Annotated in this window: 14 protein-coding genes; 5 read left to right on the top strand and 9 right to left on the bottom strand. The window is 61.5% G+C overall.

Going from position 1 to position 18,648, the window contains the following annotated elements; all coding sequences use genetic code 11:
- Positions 1 to 285 precede the first annotated feature (285 nt).
- Positions 286 to 1,242, top strand: a complete 957-nt coding sequence (locus CA951_RS33420) for a cytochrome P450 (RefSeq protein WP_143543142.1) — start codon at positions 286 to 288, stop codon at positions 1,240 to 1,242.
- A 30-nt stretch (positions 1,243 to 1,272) separates the two neighbouring features.
- Positions 1,273 to 2,205 carry a VOC family protein gene (locus CA951_RS33425; RefSeq protein WP_087560967.1) on the top strand — a complete coding sequence of 311 codons (933 nt, stop codon included), beginning with the start codon at positions 1,273 to 1,275 and terminating at the stop codon, positions 2,203 to 2,205.
- A 206-nt stretch (positions 2,206 to 2,411) separates the two neighbouring features.
- Here CA951_RS33425 and CA951_RS33430 read toward each other — a convergent pair whose 3' ends face one another.
- From CA951_RS33430 to CA951_RS33465, 7 genes are all read right to left on the bottom strand, one after another.
- The gene (locus tag CA951_RS33430) at positions 2,412 to 3,791 is read right to left on the bottom strand and encodes an FAD-dependent oxidoreductase (protein WP_087560968.1); all 1,380 of its coding nucleotides are present in this window, start codon (positions 3,789 to 3,791) and stop codon (positions 2,412 to 2,414) included.
- The gene (locus tag CA951_RS33435; RefSeq protein WP_087560969.1) at positions 3,784 to 4,122 is read right to left on the bottom strand and encodes a YciI family protein; all 339 of its coding nucleotides are present in this window, start codon (positions 4,120 to 4,122) and stop codon (positions 3,784 to 3,786) included. The genes CA951_RS33430 and CA951_RS33435 overlap by 8 nt, the downstream gene beginning before the upstream one ends.
- On the bottom strand, positions 4,119 to 5,513 hold the full coding sequence (locus CA951_RS33440) for an MFS transporter (RefSeq protein ID WP_087560970.1): 1,395 nt from the start codon (positions 5,511 to 5,513) through the stop codon (positions 4,119 to 4,121). Before CA951_RS33440 ends, CA951_RS33435 begins: the two co-directional genes overlap by 4 nt.
- 70 nt (positions 5,514 to 5,583) lie before the next feature.
- Complete coding sequence (locus CA951_RS33445) at positions 5,584 to 5,973, bottom strand: EthD domain-containing protein (RefSeq protein ID WP_087560971.1); 390 nt, start codon at positions 5,971 to 5,973, stop codon at positions 5,584 to 5,586.
- An 819-nt stretch (positions 5,974 to 6,792) separates the two neighbouring features.
- A complete protein-coding gene (locus tag CA951_RS33455) occupies positions 6,793 to 8,037 on the bottom strand; it encodes an acyl-CoA dehydrogenase family protein (protein WP_179220407.1) in 1,245 nt (414 codons plus the stop codon).
- A 263-nt stretch (positions 8,038 to 8,300) separates the two neighbouring features.
- Positions 8,301 to 9,254, bottom strand: coding sequence for a VOC family protein (locus CA951_RS33460; protein WP_087560973.1), 954 nt, complete (start codon positions 9,252 to 9,254; stop codon positions 8,301 to 8,303).
- Positions 9,255 to 9,486: 232 nt separating this feature from the next.
- The gene (locus CA951_RS33465; RefSeq protein ID WP_179220408.1) at positions 9,487 to 11,664 is read right to left on the bottom strand and encodes a cytochrome P450; all 2,178 of its coding nucleotides are present in this window, start codon (positions 11,662 to 11,664) and stop codon (positions 9,487 to 9,489) included.
- A gap of 278 nt (positions 11,665 to 11,942) precedes the next feature.
- On the opposite strand from CA951_RS33465, the gene CA951_RS43615 reads away from it, so the two are divergent.
- From CA951_RS43615 to CA951_RS33480, 3 genes are all read left to right on the top strand, one after another.
- On the top strand, positions 11,943 to 14,123 hold the full coding sequence (locus CA951_RS43615; RefSeq protein ID WP_179220409.1) for a cytochrome P450: 2,181 nt from the start codon (positions 11,943 to 11,945) through the stop codon (positions 14,121 to 14,123).
- A gap of 285 nt (positions 14,124 to 14,408) precedes the next feature.
- A complete protein-coding gene (locus CA951_RS33475) occupies positions 14,409 to 15,344 on the top strand; it encodes an AraC family transcriptional regulator (RefSeq protein ID WP_179220410.1) in 936 nt (311 codons plus the stop codon).
- A gap of 223 nt (positions 15,345 to 15,567) precedes the next feature.
- Positions 15,568 to 16,935 carry an MFS transporter gene (locus CA951_RS33480; RefSeq protein ID WP_087560976.1) on the top strand — a complete coding sequence of 456 codons (1,368 nt, stop codon included), beginning with the start codon at positions 15,568 to 15,570 and terminating at the stop codon, positions 16,933 to 16,935.
- Between the two features lie 182 nt (positions 16,936 to 17,117).
- On the opposite strand, the gene CA951_RS33485 is transcribed toward CA951_RS33480, so the two are convergent.
- Positions 17,118 to 18,065, bottom strand: a complete 948-nt coding sequence (locus tag CA951_RS33485) for a LysR family transcriptional regulator (RefSeq protein ID WP_087560977.1) — start codon at positions 18,063 to 18,065, stop codon at positions 17,118 to 17,120.
- Positions 18,066 to 18,291: 226 nt separating this feature from the next.
- The gene (locus tag CA951_RS43050; protein ID WP_143543145.1) at positions 18,292 to 18,537 is read right to left on the bottom strand and encodes a hypothetical protein; all 246 of its coding nucleotides are present in this window, start codon (positions 18,535 to 18,537) and stop codon (positions 18,292 to 18,294) included.
- Positions 18,538 to 18,648 lie beyond the last annotated feature (111 nt).

The following is an 18,648-nucleotide window of genomic DNA, read 5'->3' on the forward strand; positions in this document are numbered from 1 at the left end:
CCCTGGTTCCACCAATCATTGCCACGAGGAGAAATCGTGTCCACGACAGTCAGTATCAACGACGCTCCCACCAGCGACTACGACCCGTTCACGGAAGAGGCTCTTGCCGACCCGTTCCGCTACGACGGCGAACTCCGGGACTTTGCCTCGGTCGCCTACCTTTCCAAGTACGACGTGTACGCCGTGACGCGACAGGAAGAGTTGCGCATCGTCGGTCGGGACCGAAGGACCTTCTCGTCCGAGTCCCGGGCATTCGCCGACCCGTCGCCGTACAAGCCGACCCTGATGCTCCTCCAGGACCCACCGGAGCACACCGCGATCAAAAAGCTTGCGCTCGAACTTTTCTCCAAAGAGGCGCTTCGCAAGCTCGAGGGTGCCTTCAACGCGGAAGCGGAGCGTCTGATCTCGACCCTCATGCGGAACGGTGAGGTGGAGGTGGATGCGGTGGACGCGATTGCGTCCACGTTCATTTCAGAGGTCTTCCTCGACGCCCTCGGCGCGCCGAAGGAGGGGCGGGAGTTGCTGAAGCATTTCGCTGACGCAGCGCTCAATTCGACCGCGCCGAAGAACGACCGGTACCGCCGCAAGCATGCTTCGGGCGCACCGGCGCTGAATTGGGTCGAAGAGAACATGAAGCGGGAAGCCGTCGGCGAGCGAGGCTGGGGCAAGCAGGTGTACACAATGGTCGACGACGGACGACTGAGCGAAGCAGACGGCGAACAATTGGTCAAGTTGATCTTTGCCGCCGGGTTCGACACGACGGTCGGCTCGATCGCCAACTCGATCCGCGCCTTCGCCGACAATCCGCATCAATGGAACCTTCTCGCGACCGACCCCACCCTGGTTGACAACGCGATCGAAGAAGTTCTGCGTTTCTATCCGCCCGTGCGCTACACGGGACGCATCGCTACGAGGGATGTCGAGATCGACGGCCATCTCATCCGGGAAGGCGGTCAGATCATGACCATGTGGCTGAGCGGCGGCCGTGACCCTCGATTCTGGCAGAATCCAGACACGTTCGACATCACGAGGTCCAACCTGAACGGGCACATGACTTTCGGCGTGGGTATTCACGCGTGCCTCGGCCAGCACATCGCACGAATGGAAACCCGGGCCGTGCTCAACGCGCTACTGCGGCACGTGGGCGCGATGACGATGACCGCAGAACCGGAAATTGCAGACAACATGCAGGGCTTCGGCCACGCGACTGTTCCCGTTCGGCTCTCGCCGATTGCACGCTGACCATCCCCTGCCACAAAGGAGTGCCACGGCATGTGGAACCCGTACCCGATGATGTTCCATCCGACCCTGGTGGTCGACGACCTCGAAGAATCGGCCCGATGGTTCCGCCGAGTCTTCGGCCGCCGGGAAGTTCGCTGGGAGGAGAAATGGGACCTCGATCTGCTCAACCCTACGTATCCCATCAATTACTCGTACTTCTACGTGCTTGGTGACGTCAGCCTCGATGTTCTCTGCCCGCGACTGCTCGTCCTGCCCGGTGACCGCAAAGCCGTGTATCCGAGGGGAGAGGGGCTGTCGGACATCGCATGGTTCACCGACGGCATCGAGGACGTCTCACTCCAACTCGAGCGGAACGGCTTTCGTACTCGCGATCAAGAGGGCCACATCATCAGCGAGGGCGCAGTTCCGGAATCGAATCTGGTGGCGGACTGTCCGATGATCTGGACCCTTCCCGAAGACACCGGCCTGACGTACGAGTTCTACACGATGGGGCGTCGCCACTGGGCCAAGTATTCCGAGCGCGCAGATCCGCGGTTGTCACCCGAGTGGGTGCCGGATCGGGTTGTTCCGGGGGATCCCCTCGGCATTGTGCGATGCGCCTTCCACACGGTGCTGACAGAAGACCGTGACCGTGCCCGTCGGCTGTTCGTCGATGTGCTCGGTGGAAAAATGCTGGGCGAGCGCTACGACGCGCACCTGGACGCTGATTGCATCGACGTTTCCTTCGCCAAGTCGAGGATTCGATTCGCCACGCCCCGATCGGCTCCGATCGTCGATGTGCTCAGCGGTGCACCGACACACGCGGATCAGTACGTGGGCATCACCTTCGACGTCGTCGACGCCGAAGCCGCGGCTGCACATCTCGAGCGTGAGGGAGTGAGCCTCCGTCGGACGGAGGACGGCACCGTCGTCACCGTCCCGGAGACATCCAAGGGTGTGGTGTGGGGTTTCCGGGCCGGATGACGAGATAGAACTTCCGACAGCCTCGATCCATGTCCTGCCGCGCCGGCATGAAACGCGGGTCTCCTTCGACTCGCTGATGGTGATCGAAGACCATCGGCGTCGAAGGAGACCCGCCTTCGTGGGCGGTGACACGCGGGTGGAAATACCAGCGAGCACGGCCGGGATCGGTTGTCATCAGGTTCGGGCCCTGGATAGTCCGTGTCAGCTCAGGAGCCGACCAAGGACTTGGTGAGTTGACGTGCGGCTATCCGTCCGAAGACGGCACCCTTGCCCAGTGACGTACCCGTCATGTATGCCTCGCCGTGGAATCCGCCGGTAACCTCCCCGATCGCATACAGGCCGGGAATCAGTGAACCGTCGACGCGCCGCACCTCGGCATCCGGGGTGATGGTCAGGCCACAGTACGTTGTAGTCATCAGGGTCTTCGCGGGGTATGCATAGAACGGTCCTTCTTCGACGGTAAGTAAGTCGCCTACACCGTTGACCAGCGACGTGCGGCCGAAGGAGTCGGCCGTTTCGCCGCGCGCAGAGGCGTTGTAACTGGCCACTGTAGCGAGCAGACCCGCCTCGTCGATGCCGGCACACCGCGCCAATTCCGCCAGCGTATCGGCCTTGAACACGTGCCCGATGTTCTCGAGCATCTCGATGTCGCTGAGTGGAATGGCATGCGACTTTGCACGTACGCGCCGATCGAAGACCTCGAACCCGAGGCCTCGGGGCTGTTTCAGGCACTCGCGTCCGAGCACCTTGTACGACCGTGACTCGTCGACAAATCGCTCGCCGCGCTCGTTGACGATGATTGCGCCCATGTAGTAGGCGGTGAGTAACTCGTGGAATTCAGGACCTGTATCCGGGTGTGAGCCGTATGTCCCAGTGATGTAACCCATGTCGGCCATACCCGCGCCGAGCCGCCACGCCATCTTCAATCCGTCGCCGGTGTTGCCGAGACCGCCGTACGGGATGGCTTTCAACTGGGCGGGTGCGAAGGTCTGCAGGAGGTCGACTCCGCGGCTGAAACCGCCGCTCGCGAGCACCACGCCCGCCGACGCGACCAGCTCCGTCCTCTGGCCGTTCCGTTCGGCCACCACCCCGATGACTGCGCCGTTCGCATCGGTCGACAGGCTCCTCGCCGCGCAGCCGAGTAGTAGCGTGCCACCTGCTTCTACGAAACGATCGGCGAACAGGCCCAGAACGCTGCGGATATCGGTGTGGTGGCTCCGAATTGCCGACTGGCCGGAACTGATCTCGACATCGTCGAATTCGACACCATTCGCTTTGAGCCAGCGATATGTGTCGTGCTGGTTTGCGAGGTAGGCGTCGACCAGGCGTGTGTCCGCCGCTCCGCCTCCAAGTGCGAGGAGGTCAGCGCGGAAGAGTTCGGTGGAGTCGGAGACTTCGCGCTGGTGCTGCTCATCGGTTCCGGAGAAGGCGATGAAGCCTCCGCTCATCGCCGAACTGCCACCCACGCTGTCCAACTTCTCCAGTAAGACGACGGTGGCTCCCGCCTGGTGGGCGGAGAGCGCGGCCGTGAGTCCGGCGATTCCTCCGCCGACTACCACGATGTCGCATACGGTCTTTTCAGTCATTGTCTGCCTCCTCCGTCCCGGTACCGGACCGCTGGTGGCTGTTCGACGCCTCCGCCACGACACCCCAACCGACCTTCCACTGGGTGATCGTGCGATGCTCGATACATCCGGCTGTGTAGAACGGGTCCTCGTCGAGAGTGCTCACCGCCTCGTGGAGCGAGTCGAACTCGAATGCCAGCAGAGCGCCTTGACTTTCGACCAAGATTCCCGCCTCGTGCAGGTTGCCGTTCTTGTCGACAGTGGCGAGCCACGACCGATGCTCGGCGAGCAGTTTCGCCCGAGCATCGGCCTTGTCCTCGGAATAGGCGTAGATTGCCGCGAAAACGGTCACAGTTGGATGGTCCTCTCACTGACGGACCGTCGGCCCGTGCCTGCTGTCTCTCGTACCCCCAGCTGGGTGAGGGGCGTGCGGAAGGTCTCGCGCGAGAAGAAGACAGCCGATGCGGAGATCAACGACGCGCTCATCGCGAAGACGCAGGCGGGCCACCAAATGTCGCCGTGTTCGCCGGCGAACGCCTGCGCGATCGTCGGTGCGAATCCCGAGATCACCGCACCGAGTTGCAGCCCGAGGGCCATGCCGGTGATTCTGAATCTGACGTTGAACGTCTCGGCGAAGTACACCGGGTGTACGACGTTGACCGCGCCGAACGCAACAGACAGCGTAAGGATCGTGCCTACGATGATGAGCAGGACATTTCCGGTGCTGATTGCCCAGAAGTACAGCCAGACTGCCGGGACCGCAAGCAGATTTCCTGCGATCAGAACTGGGCGTCTTCCGATCCGATCGCTGAGTATTGCAGCCGCCGGCTGGACGACCAGGCATCCGACGTAACCGACGATCAGTATCCAGAGCATCGTCGTGGATGGAATTCGCACCGCACTTGTTGCGTAGGCCAATCCGAAGACCATGATGATATTGGCTGAGGAGATCAACAGCGCGATGAGGACAACCTTGACGACGTCGAGGGCCTGGAATCTGAAGAGGTCTCCGAGTGGTGCCTTCGCGATCGCCCCCTTGTCTTTGGCGTCGGCAAAGATTTCGGGCTCCTTGGTGGCACGACGAATGATCAGTCCCACAAGGACAATGAGTGCGCTCGACCAGAAGGGGATTCGCCATCCCCACGCAAGGAGTTGATCCTGCGGGAGCGTGCCGACCACGATGAACGCGAGACTTGCGAGAATGTAGCCGACCCAGATTCCGTTCACCTGCCACGACGTGTAGCTTGCGCGTCTTGTTTCGGGGGCGTGTTCCAGGGTGAGGGCGATCGAACCAGAAAGCTCTCCGCCGACCGATAGGCCCTGAACCAGACGGAGGGCAACAAGCATCACAGGTGCCGCTAGGCCGATCGCGCTGTACGCGGGAAGACATCCGATGAGAAACGTGGCGATTCCCATCGTGAGGAGAGTGCCGATCATGACGTTGCGACGGCCGAAGCGATCGCCGATGTGTCCCGCGATGAGACCACCCAGTGGGCGGGCGAGATAGGCGACGCCGAACGTGGCCAAGGACAGGAGGAGGGCGGAGGCACCGACATCGGGGAAGAATATTCGTGCGAATACCAGCGAAGAAGCCGAGGCATAGATCGACATGTCGTAATACTCGAGCATTCCACCGAAGAATCCGGCGGCGGCAGATCGCTTGCCGTGATCCTTCTTCGAACTGCTGCCGATGGCGGCGTCTGATGGCTGCGACTGTGTTGTCCCAGCGCTGAGATCGGTCATGCTGTGCACCTCTGAGCGTAGATCCGAGTGGAAGATGGCATTGGGATGGTCGCGGCGGCGGTCGAGAAGCCTAGAAGGCTCTCGACTCGACGGCGCGAAACTCGACGGCATTCTCCGGATCTTTGATCCAGGTCACGCGCTCGACGCGGCACGATGCCGAATGGCTCGCAAACCCGATGTCGTCTGCTTTAGCGATCTCCCAGGCATCCGTCCCTCGCAGGGCGTCAAGGCCTTCCTGCGATTCCCATTTCATGATCACGTACGCGTCGGGCCGGGGGCGTTCCTGCACCTGCCAGCCTTCCGTCGCGTCCTCGTTGAAGAAGGTCTCGTACCAGAGCAGGCCCGGCAACTTCTTGCCCAGTTCTGCATGAACTTTCTTGTAGTGTTCGCGGAATTCTGCGGTGGTCGTTCCCGCCCAGCGGTACACCTCGAACAGAGTGGTTGGATGATGTGAGCTCAACCTGATCGCCTCCTCAGATGTGGTCGTCTCCCGGGCTCGACACTGCGTCAGTCGACCGGTTACCGAACAGATTTCCTGAGGGCAGTGGCTGTCGGTGCGTCCTTCCGCGATGAGGAATGAGTATCGACAACGTCCGCCAAGGAGGGGTTGGAGAAGTTTTGCCTGCATAGGGTGACGAAGGTAGGCAGCCGCTTCCGCGCGGTGGTATCGAGTTTCGTCGTGCACAGTTCGTCGAGCCGTCGCCGCACGCTGTCGTTGACGGTGGAGTGGCGCGCGGATTGCACGTCCGGCCTCGGTGGAGCCGATAAAGGACTACCGCGTCGGCTGGCTGATGACCGTTCCACGGTGATCGGGACCGGGATGGAGCCAGACCACAGCGAGGTCAGTGCGATGGTGCGCTGGCTCGGCGCGAGTAGGGGCTCGTGCCCTCAGGTCGGGCACGTTCGGGGGTAGGCAGTCGCAGCCGCAGCCGCTGCAGCACCAGATCGAGTCGCGGCCGTGACGCTTTCGCCCGCCTGCAATGGCCGACTTGGATGTCCGCGGCGCGACAACCTATTCCCGCTGAATGCGCTGTTCGGTGCGGGTGTCGGAAACGGTCGATTTTCTGATTCGGCTGCGGCGGGCGCCGTCGCGCACTATAGGCGAAGGGAGTGGACACTGGCTGCCGACGTCCGCACCGCGTGGTGGCTGTCTCGTGGAGCGGCGCGGGGATGTTCAAGGCGAGCGGTACCCGCCGCGCCGTCTCCACGAGGTACGGATTTTCCATGGTCAGTGCACGTGCGGCGGCTAGCATCTGTGCCCGGTGCGATTTCGTACCTCCTAGGGCTGGGAGGGGGCGATGCCCAGCAACATCTGTGCGACTGCTCGATATCCGGAGTCGCGCAGAGCGGGGTTGCGGTGTCCAGCGGCCTGAGACAGATCCCGAAAAACTCGTTCGAAGCGTTCACCGTTCGCGGCGGCGCTCGAGCCGACAGTTCTGAACAGGTCAGTCTCGACGGTCTCCCAGGCCTGAAGAATGGCTTCACGCGCTACACCGGTTACACAAAAGTCGTCGGCGAACGTGTACGGGCGAACGCCGGTGTGATTAGCCTCGCTGTAATCCATATGCATCTTCGCGGCCTGCAGGAGCGCGGCCTCGGCGGTGAGGATCTTCGTAGCCGCGGCACCGTACCACCGCTGGTAGTCCGCATCTTCGATGCGGGGGACCATAGGGGGAAGCGCAGTCTTGCGAATTCGCATTTGATGCTCGTACTCGTCGAGAGCGTTGTACGCGCCACCAACCACTGATGCCGCGAGCGACATGGTAAAGACACCGAGTCCACGACCGGAGTACATGCCGTTGTGATGCAGTGCGCCGCCTACTGTGCCGCCCTCGACTGGCATATTGGTCATGTCGCTATTCTCCTGGAGATAGTCCAGGGGAATTACGGCGTCGGTGAACCGGATGCTGTGCGATCCGGTGCCCTTGAGGCCGAGGGTACGACCCCAATCGTTCAAGATCTCGAAGGCGCTGCGAGGGGCAATGAACATAGCCATCTGAGGAGCACCGTCGGATCCATGGACCATGGCCTGGCCGAGAAAGTAGGTGGAGTAGGGAATGCCCGAGCAATACCCCACAGTTCCGTTGAGACGCCACCCGTCGCTCACGCGTTCGGCCGTGACAGTGGGAGCCGCAACCGACGCGCATCTGAACTCGCCGCTGCCAAAGACTTCATCCTGCACTGACTTTGGGAACCATGAGGCGACCTGCAAGGCGTGGTTCGCCGAGAGCGCAAAGCACCAGGATGTACTGATGCAGCCGCGAGCCAACTCGATCACGACCTTGGTGAACGTCGGTACATCGACCTCGAGTCCACCGTATTGCCGTGGCACGTACATATCGTATAACCGCGCCTGGCGGAACTCTTCGTGCATCTCCTCGTCGAAGTAGGTTCGCTCCTCGACCTCCGCTTGCCGATCGACAAGTCGTGGACGCAAAGCGACTGCAGCGGCGATCAAGTCGTTGGCGTTGGGTTCGCCTGCAGCAAGTGGGCGATCAGCCATCGCGGTCGTTGTGGTAGTCATCGTCATCTTCCTAGTTGGGCGTCGATCGGAGTTGATGCCAGGGTCGATTGCCGAACGGTTCTGACCCGCTGAGGAATTGTCAACACTGATGCGAGTCGAAATCGGGTGCTCGGTTCCTCGGTTCGGGATCCGTGTCCAGGTATCGACGGACACATCCTCATGGGTCGGAGTGTGTCCGTCGAAACCTGATCCTGCAGAGCTGCTACGCGAGGTCGGTCCGGGCCTCAACGTCTGGCCCGCATGGAATTCGCTTATCCGCGAGACTAGTCCTCGAGGGGTTCGAGGTTGCTGAAGATTTCGTCGCGGCGGTCTTCGAATTGGTTGGGTAGTTGGAAGTGGGTGCCGAGTTCCTGGGGGTTTTCGTCGCAGTCCCAGCCGCCGTCGTCGTGGGTGACGGCGAGTTCGAACAGTGCGCCGGCGGGGGTGCGGACGTAGACCGATTTGAAGTATTTGCGGTCTTTGAGTTCGGAGATGTCGGTGTATCCGGCGCCTTCGATTTCGAATTTGATTTCGTCNTGGTTTTTGAGGGTGTCGAGGTTCCAGGCGAAGTGGTGGTAGGTGCCGGCGCCGTAGTTCCAGGTGCCTTGGTCGTCGGTGCGGTTGCCGATCAGTTCGATGTGGTTGCCGATTTTTTGGTTGCCGACCTGGAAGGTGGCGCGGTCTCCGTCTTCGNCGATGGTGTTGTGGGCGTAGAAGGTGTCGGTGGCGAAGTCGATCATGCGTTCGGGGGTGGTGGCGTGGATGCCGACGCCGTGGATGCCGTGGATGGCGTGTTCTGGGGGGACTCCGTTGCCGGGGTGNCCTTCGCGGTCGTCGTTGTCGTTGCCGACGAAGACGTATTCGAGTCCGGAGGGGTGGTGGAAGGCGAGGCGGCGTTGGTCGAAGGCGTGGGTGTTTTCGACGTCGATGTTGTGTTCGGTGAGNCGTTTGTGCCAGTAGTCGAGTGAGGTGGAGGGGACGGAGAGCAGTACTTCGCGGGCTTGGTTGGTGCCGGGCTTGCCGGTGCGGCCCTGCTTTGCCCAGGGGAAGGTGGTCACGACGCTGGAGGGGTCGCCGTTGGCGTTGGAGTAGTAGAGGTGGTAGACGGGCAGTGATCCGTCGAACAGGACGGTTCGTTTGATGAACCGCATGCCGAGTGTCTTGATGTGGAAGTCGACGTCTTCTTGCGCCGATCCGACGGAGAGGGTGACGTGGTGGGAACCTTCGACGTAGGCCATGGTGTTCTCCTCGGGGTGGGTACCCGGATGGGGGCTGGTTTTTCGGTCGGGGGCCAGTTGTCCCGGGCTGGTGTATCGCGTTGAGAGTTGCCGCACTGCGCTCACCTTTGGTGGGGGCAGCCGGACCGCGAGTGCCTGGGCGACTGGCGTCACTGACGACACTATTCAGTGGGTCAGGTCACTGTCATCGACTGAGTGTGAAGTCGGATAGCACAAATGCGAAGTTGCGGGATTACAGGTCGAGGGTGAGCTGGTCCGTGGCGGCGCGGGAGACGCAAATCATCATGCGGTCGATGGTGTCCTGGCGCTCGATGGCTGATAGCACCGCGTCGCGGTGAGAGGGGCACCCTTCGAGTACTCGGGTTTCGCATGTTCCACATGTGCCTTCGAGGCAAGATGTAGCAGTCGCAACGCCGGCTTCGTCGAGTGCTTCCACGATTGTTTGGTTGGCGCCCACCTCATACTCTTTGCCACTTCGGGCCAATCGAACACGGAATGGACGCAGGTCCGTCTCGGCGCCGCGTGCGATGGCGTTGAACCGCTCGACGTGGAGACGGGAAAGACAACCTGAGTGGGCGGCCATCGCCTCGAGGTGATCGAGCATCGAGGCTGGACCGCATGCGTACACGTCCGCGGTGCCCCAATGTGCGCTCAGCAGTTGGTCGAGTGGCGCGGTACCGCGCTCATCACCTGACCACACAGTCACCTTGTCGCCAAATTCTGTGAGGGTGTCGAGATACGCCATGCGGTCGCGGGATGTCCCGAGGTAGAGCAGAGACCAAGGGGTATTTCGTTCTTCAGCTTCCCGAATCATCGGCATGATCGGAGTGATTCCGATTCCGCCGGCGACAAAGCAGTACGTGGATGCTGGGCTCAGAACGAAGTTGTTTCTGATCCCCGACACCGTCAATGTGTCACCGACCGAGAGGTGATCGTGGAGGTACGCGGATCCGCCGCGACCATCCCGTGCGCGGCGAACAGCGATGCGCCATGAGTGGAGGTCACGACCGGTTTCGATCAGCGAGTAGTGCCGGTCGATTCCGGTTGGTAGCTGCAGAGTCGCATGGGTGCCCGCAGTGGTCGGAGGGAGTCGATGGTTGTCGACCGATGCCAGGACGAGTTCGACAACGTCGGACGCAGTCTGTCTGCGGTCGAGGACGGTCATTTGGTGTCCCGCACCGCCTGCAGCGGTCACGGTGGTCACGCGAGAAGTGGACCTCACGTCCCATTCGACGGGAAGCTTTTTCAGCCCGCGGAAGATCCAACCAGTCGGCGATAGAGCGTCAGCATCCGGGACTGTCAGCCCTGGCAGTGCCGAATAAAGCATCGGAAGTGCGACTTGACCGACCGCGCACTCGGCGACCCAGCGACCAGCGCACATGTGTGTGCCGCTGCCGAACCCGTAGTGACCGGTGGTGTCTCTCGAGATGTCGAATCGATCGCCGTTCGGAAATCGAGAGTTGTCACGGTTGGCGGAGTGAACGGAGACCCCGACCAGCATGCCGGCCGGAATCGGGACGCCGGCAATTTCCGTATCCACTGTGGCCTCCCGAGAGACCATGCCGATTGGTGATTGCCACCGCATCGTCTCGGCAAAGACTGCCGGAAAGAGTCCGGGATCAGCTAGCGCTGCCGACAACTGGTCGGGGTGGTTTGTGAGTGCCCATACCGCACTGGTGAGCGCATGCTGCGGTTCGTTGAAGCCACCACCGATGGCAAGTTTTACATTTCCCCTTGCAATCTCTTCGCTGTGCCCAGCCGTCAGGAAGGCGGAGAGAATCGATGAATCCGGGTTCTCACGGAGACGCGGAATCATCTCGGCAATGGCCTCGTCTACTTCGGCATGTACCACAGCATTGGATTCCCAAATCTGCGGATCCTCCAGATGGTTTGCGCTCGCAGCAACAAAAGACCTCGACCACCGGACGATGTCCTGCCATGCCACATTTGGCAGCCCGACGAGGGACCGCAGGTTCATTGCGGCGAATGGCGCTGCAAAATGCTCGTTGAGATCGGCACCCTGCCCGGCATCGCAAAGGATCCGCAGACTTAGTTCGGCGTTGCTCTGAAAAACCGGTCGCCACTGATTTTGAACCTGCTTGGTCCGGAGCGTGGTGTTGATCGTCTGCCGCTCGGGCGCATGGGCGGGGTCGTCCTTCGTCATCAGACACGAGCCGACGGCGCGGTCGAGAACAGCCACCTTTTTGACCGCGGTGAAGGTCTCTTGATCTGCTTCGACCGCCCTGCAGTCGTCATAGCGACTGACGACGGCGTGAGCGGTGGCAGGGACGAAGGCGACGGGTGCTTCTGCCCGCAGCCGTTGGTAGAGGGGAAACGGATCCGCCTCGAGTTGGTCGGGGCTGGCCCAATCCAGGATCGGCAGCTCGATCGGGATGATCGCTGTCATCATCGGCCTTTCCATTCTTCGAATTCGACTGGAGCGTGAAATGTGGCATGCACCACAACCCGTGGTCGACAGTTCGAGAAGACGGTGCACGAATGGAACAGAAGTGTGCGCGGGTCGGCCATCGTGATCACAGAGCGGCTGAAAAACGTCTCTATCACGGATAATTCGCGATTGAATCATCTGGATTAGCAGTTTTCTTGTGATGTGGCGTGAGGCACACTGGTCACCGATGGTGTTCGCCCGCCGGTGAGTACCTTGGACGGTGTTTGAGAGGACAGGCGATGACGCTGGAGACGGCCACGTGCGTACCGGTTGCCGATTGGGTCACGTTGGAGGATCTGGACCGAGACCCGTACCCGATCTATGCGAGGCTGCGAGAGGAGAGCCCGGTCGCATGGGTGCCCGCGGCGGGGCGCTTCTTCCTCACGCGGTTTGCCGATTGTCGGCATGTGGAGGCTGATCAGGGCACCTTCACCGCTGTTGACCCCGGTCATCGTATGAACCGCACTCATGGTGTGACCATGCTGCGAAAGGATGATCCCGAACACGCCGACGATCGACGCGCCGTGAACAATGTCCTGCGAGTCGAGCAAGCGCAGAAAATCTGGCGTCCGATCTTCACCGACAATGCGCGCAAACTCCTGGCTGCGTTCGCCGAGTTGGGGCCAGGCGCCGACCTCAACGAGGACTTCGCCGCGCCGTACGCAGCGACGAACCTCGCGGCTTTGGTGGGGCTCGACGGGGTGGACTGGAAGGACGTGCGGCGCTGGTCGGCTGCCTTCATCGCAGGAACGGCCAATGCGAGTGAGGACCCCGAGGTTTGGCGCCAGGCCAAGGAAGCCGTCGACGAACTCGACCTTGTTCTCGACGAACTGATCCCGCAGTTGACCGGTCGAGGCCACCCGTCGATTCTCGGAGCGATGCTCGACGCAGGTCTGCCAGAAGAAGCCGCCCGAGCCAACGTTCGGCTGTCGGTCGCGGGCGGCATGAACGAGCCGCAGCACATGATCACAAGTGGAGCGTGGGCCTTCGCTCAACATCCCGATCAACTGCGGTCGCTTCTGGCTGATCCGTCGCTGTATTCCGCTGCTTTCGACGAGGTCGCGCGCTGGCTGTCTCCAGTGGGAATGGTCACCCGCAACGCCACTCGCGAGGTCGAGTTGGGTGGCATCAAGATTCCGGCCGGCTCACCTGTGGGCGCAAGTATCCAGTCAGCGAATCGAGACGGCAGCCGATTCGCCCACGCCGATGCATTCGATATTCATCGGGATCCGCTCCCTCACTACGCATTCGGAAGCGGTCCGCACATGTGCGCCGGGCGTTGGGTCGCCGAGTGCGCCGTGGGCCAAGTGGCGTGGCCGATGATGTACGAGATGTTCGACGGACTTCGCCCCACGGATCCTGCCACCGCGATCTTCCGGGGATGGACCTTCCGCGGACTCGAGTCTCTCCCCATGACCTGGACCGGGATCAACGACCCTGGCCGCCCCGGGTCGGTACAGGGCAGGGCGGTCCTGAGGGTCCAGGTCTCGGACGCCACTGTCGTAGCTGACGACGTCGTAGCGATGAAGTTCGTCGCACCCTCCGGAGCGGAACTGCCGAAGTGGGATGCCGGCGCCCATGTAACACTGATTCTTCCTGACGGAATGGAGCGCCAGTACTCGTTGTGCGGTGCGCCGCATTCGGTGGACCCATATACCTATCGGGTGGCAGTGCTGAGGGAAGCCGCTGGACGAGGTGGGTCTGCCCACATCCATTCAAGGATCGCAGTCGGCGATGAGTTGGAAATTGTCGCTCCGCGCAACCATTTTCCACTGGGGGAGGCGTCCGAGTACCGCTTCGTGGCGGGAGGTATCGGCATCACACCGATCTCAGCGATGATCAGCGAGGCTGAGGAGAGGGGCGCAAAGTGGTCGCTGCTCTATCTTGGACGCTCCCGGGAACGGATGGCTTTCGCGACAGAGCTTGTGGCGCTATACGGCGACCGTGTAACCGTCCGGGCAGACAGCGAGAGCGGTCCACCCGACCTGGCATTGCTGATTCCCGACGACACGACGTCCCACAGCTCCGCCCCGATATACGCCTGTGGTCCCGCTCCCCTTCTGGACGGTCTCCAGAAGCTCGTCGATGATCGTCCAGGGATGCGTCTGCACGTTGAGCGCTTCACTCCTGTCGAGGTGACTGATCTCCCGTCCAATCCCTTCACTGTCGTTTTGGCTCGATCTGATCGCCGCATCCACATTCCTCCGTCAAAGACGATCATCGAAGTACTCGGCGAGGAGGGCATAGATGTGCTGTCCTCCTGCATGGAGGGCACGTGTGGAACATGCGAAACTGCCGTCCTTGCTGGCACGCCCTGCCATCGTGACTCGGTGAGAACTCGTGAAGAGCAGCGAAGTACCAGCACGATGATGATTTGCGTCTCTCGAGCCAACAGCCCCACGCTCACGCTCGATCTGTGACGTCCGGCCAATCCTTGCCAGGCGCTCACCCCCTGATCGTCCGTCCGCCTGCCGGGGACGACACCTATCCGCCGCCCGGCGCCGTCAGCAACTACGGCGCCCCGTGCTGGGTCGACCCGCTTCATGCTGTTCTCAATCGATGCCACCCGATGTATTCTTAGTCATACAATTTGGCATTGCGTGTTCCGCTGTGAAAGAGAAGGTCATGTCCGACTGCGCCGATCAGGTGTCCGATGCTACCGGGACCAGGCTGGACGACTGTTCGCACTCCAATCAGGTGATCCAATGAGTACCGCTGCGCAACCTGTCAGCTTGTCCGCTGCTCGCTGGGGTGAAGCGATTTCGAAGGCACTGATGCCCTTCGAGGTGCTTGCGGCCTCACCGAGTGGAATTGATGGCCGACTCGTCGTGCGGAAGAGCAATGGGGTATCGATCGTCGAGATCGAATCCGGGCCGCACAGGGCGGCGCGCCCCGGATTCGACCGGGCGGCACCTCCGGCTTGTGTTCTGGCATTACAGGTACAGGGCACGGCCAGCATGGACTTCGGTGGCACGCCGTTCGTAATGCGTCCTGGAGACGTGGGCATCTACTCGACTCAAAGCCGCTGTACGTTCCGCACGGATGACGACTACCGCGGAATTGCGGTTCAGTTCTCGCCGGCCGCGGTGGCCGTTCCCGGGCTCGACGTCCTCGCGCGCGATGGCCTCACAATTCCCGCAGACCAGGGGCTGGTGCCGGCTCTCGCCGGTCTCCTCGTCTCACTCAGCGACTCCCTCGATACGATTGCGACCGCAGCTCGTCCGAGAGCGATCGGTGGCCTTCTCAACCTGGTCGGATCGGTCTTGATCGATGAGATCTCCGATCCCATGGAGCCCGCTCGAGGATCAGTCCCCGTGCTGCACCGACTGCATCGATACATCGACGACCACCTCGGTGAACCGGACCTCGATGTCGCAAGCATTGCTCGGGCGCATTTCGTTTCAACCCGATACGTACATGCCGTCTTCCAAGACAGCGGCGAGACTGCTGCCGGACGCATTCGTGGCCGCCGCATCGAAGGCGCATGCCGGACGCTGGCAGATCCGGCTTTTTCAACTGTGCCCGTGGCCCGGATTGCGTCGTGGTGGGGGTTCACCAGTGCGTCGCATTTCGGTCGAATCTTCCGGGAAGCGGTTGGAATGACCCCGGCAATGTTTCGGTCATCTGCCCTCGCGGACTAGCAAGCCGCAAAGTAACGATCGTCTGCTGGGCACACCTCCTTCGTCAAGGGACTCACGATTCCGGGCTTGCAGTGACCTATCCCGGGAGAATCGTTGAAGAGCATCCGGGAAAGCCCGGAAAACCGGTGTTCGATTCGTTGGTTTCAGTTTGTACGACCGTCATACTTTTGAGGTCCCGTGGTGAGTGACCCACACCACCGCAAGCAGAACTCAGGAGCGCGACATGACATCATCGACGGCCAGCGGTGCGGAGATTACCGCGCCGCCTCGCACCACGGTGGGGAAGGTCGCGGCTGCCAGCCTCGCCGGTACCGCCATCGAGTACTACGACTTCGCTATCTATGGCCTGGCGGCGGCCCTTGTCTTCCCCCAGTTGTTCTTCGCGGGCTCCAGTCCGGTTGTCGGGACGCTTGCGTCGTTCGGTACCTTCGCGGTGGGATTCATCGCCAGGCCCCTCGGAGGCATCCTGTTCGGACATTTCGGTGATCGCATCGGACGCAAGCCGATGCTTGTTATCACTCTTGTCCTCATGGGAGTGTGTTCCACGGCAATCGGACTGCTTCCGACGCACGAGCAAGTCGGGGTCTGGGCTCCTGTCCTACTGGTTCTACTCCGAATCACGCAGGGCATTGCCTTCGGTGGTGAGTGGGGCGGGGCCGTTCTCATGGCATTCGAATATTCGCCGCCCAACCGCCGCGGATTCTTCGCTGCTGTTCCTCAGGTCGGTCCGACAGTAGGCGCGCTCGCCGGTAACGGTGTCTTCGCGTTGGTTGCGTTGTTGCCGGAAGAGCAGATGCTGTCGTGGGGTTGGCGAATCCCGTTCCTGTTCAGTGCAGTACTCGTCGTGATCGGGATCTTCGTGCGTTCACGCATTGCCGAATCCCCAGATTTCCTGGAAGTGAAGAACGACGGGGTGGAGGCCCGGGTTCCGCTGCTCGAGGTGATCCGGAACGACATGTCGCGGGTACTGCTCGTTGTGGCAGGATACTTCGGGTTTGGTGCCTTTGCCGCGGTGGGAATCAGTTGGATGGTGAAGTATGGCACCGGCACGGTCGGAGTGGCCCCGAGCAGCCTGCTTGCCACCATGATGATGGCCAACGTCATTCAGGTGCCGGTCCTGCTGGTGTCCGGCAGCCTTGCTGATCGATGGGGGCACCGAAAGCTGTTCCTGGTCGGGCCTCCGCTGGCCGCCATCGGAATCTTTGTACTCTTCGCGGGGGTGAACACAGGTATCCCACTCGGTGTCTTCGTGGGATACGCCGTGGGTCAGGCGATCTTCTACGGAATCAGCTTCGGTGCGTTGCCATCGCTGTTCGCCGACGCGTTCGACTCGCGCGTTCGCTACACCGGGATGTCGCTCGGATACCAGCTCGGAAACGTAGTCGGCACAGGGCTCACGCCGTTGATTGCCACGCTGCTGCTCGACGCAACAGGCAGCGGCTACGCTGTCGCAACCTATGTTGCGGTAACGATCGGAATCAGTATGCTCGCCTTGCTTCGCCTGACCTCGATTGTCACGGCAGGTACTGCCGGTCCCGTAGTTGCACCGGACCGGACCGCAGACTTGGAGTCAGCTCCACCAGCGATGTGACTGTGGTTTCGACAGAATAGGTGCCTGTACGGCACCACAAGGATTTGCTGGACCCTCGTTTCGGAACTCGTCCGGGGCGAGGGTCAGCACGTTCCCGAGTCCGAATGATGAGGCGTTGCGTGGTTGCACGCATGAATTGCGGCCGATGCGGAACGCGAGCATCTTGTTCGGTGAGCAATGTGTCACGGCTGAAGAGACCGTACGGGCGTGTCGCGGCGAAATTCCGAAACCGCGACATCGACAACGGCGCTGATCCGAACGGGCACTTCGGCATACGAAGACCAGGCGATCACAACTGGCTGGCGTGGCGGTGCCGGTCGCACCGGTCGGATCGCAAGTAAGCGCCCTTCCCATCTGAAGTCGCCGATATCCTGTTGTAACTGCAGGGAATAGCCAAAACCCCACCCTACGAACGCCCGGGCGAGATCAAGGGTATGTGCGCGCACTGCCACAGTCGGTTGCGTATTGATCGACGCGAAGATCGCGTTGACGTTCGATTCGCTTTCCACGGTGTCGACGAGAACCATCGGTATATCGGCAAGGTCGCTCAGTTCGACGACGTCAGCCTCTGCGAGGGGGTGCTCGCCCGGGAGGACGACGCGAATATCGTTGTGGTAAAGCGTGACCGAGGTGAGACCCTCCGGGAGGTCACCTGCGGTAACGATGGCGAGGTCGAACCGGCCTGCGCGCGCTCCCGCGATGATGTCTCGACGGCTGTCGAGTTCGAAGGTGATAGTGACCTCGGGATGCCGGCAGTGAACAGCAGCCATGATGCGTGGCAGTGTGGTTGGGGCAAGGCCAGTTACGCACCCGATGCGGACAGTCCCGCATACGGAGCCTCGAAGATGTGCTGCCGCGGACCCTAGTTCTCGCGCTGCTCTGAGCAGCTGCTGGGCCTGTGTCGACATGTCGCGGCCGTTCGGCGTCAAACTGATCCCCTGCGCCTTCCGTCGCACACACAACTGCAATCCGAGGCCCTTCTCGAGCTGGTCGAGTGAGGCTGTGAGGGCTGACTCGGAGATATGGATCCGGGCGGCGGCCTCCCGGATGCTCGAGCATTCGGCCAGTGCTACGAAGTGTTCGAGCTGACGGAGTGTGAAGGATGGCGTCGATGACGTGTGGGTGCTCATGATGTGATGCTCAGGTGTCCTGGGCGCGGCTCGCTCGTGTGGTGTGCACTCTGAGCGGGGTGCCCTCCGCCAGGTGTTCGCGGAAGAAGGACGTCGCGAGGAAAATACTTCCGCCCTAGGGAACAGATTGTCATACAGTATGATAACCCGTGCTGTGGTGTCGCGACAGCCGCCCCGCCTTGCTGAAGTCGTTTCGTACCAGCTTGATTAACCTCTCGCGAAGGCGTCAGTCCCATCCTGAAAGGACGGGACTGACGTGGCGTGCATATAAGCAGATCAGTTGTCGCCGCAGACTTTCCTGTTCCTCCGCAGTCAGTCGGCGGCCTGCAATCCGCCCGAGCGCGGCCAGCGCACGTTCTGCGAATCGCTCTGGCGTCAGACCGAATCCGACCAGAATTTCCTCCTGTGGTGGGCCGCCGTATGGAATCCACCGGCGCGCAAATTCCAAAATCGTCTCATCGAATGTTTCCACGCGCGGGTTCTTCCTCTGTAGCGCCATCGTCCGTCCATCTCCTCCGAGTGACACTGAGTGCTCCCAGTGCTCACGGTTCGAGTCCCGTGACGGATGGCGGCGCTGCTCGAA

Source organism: Rhodococcus sp. NCIMB 12038, from assembly GCF_002165735.1.
Lineage (GTDB): Bacteria > Actinomycetota > Actinomycetes > Mycobacteriales > Mycobacteriaceae > Rhodococcus_F.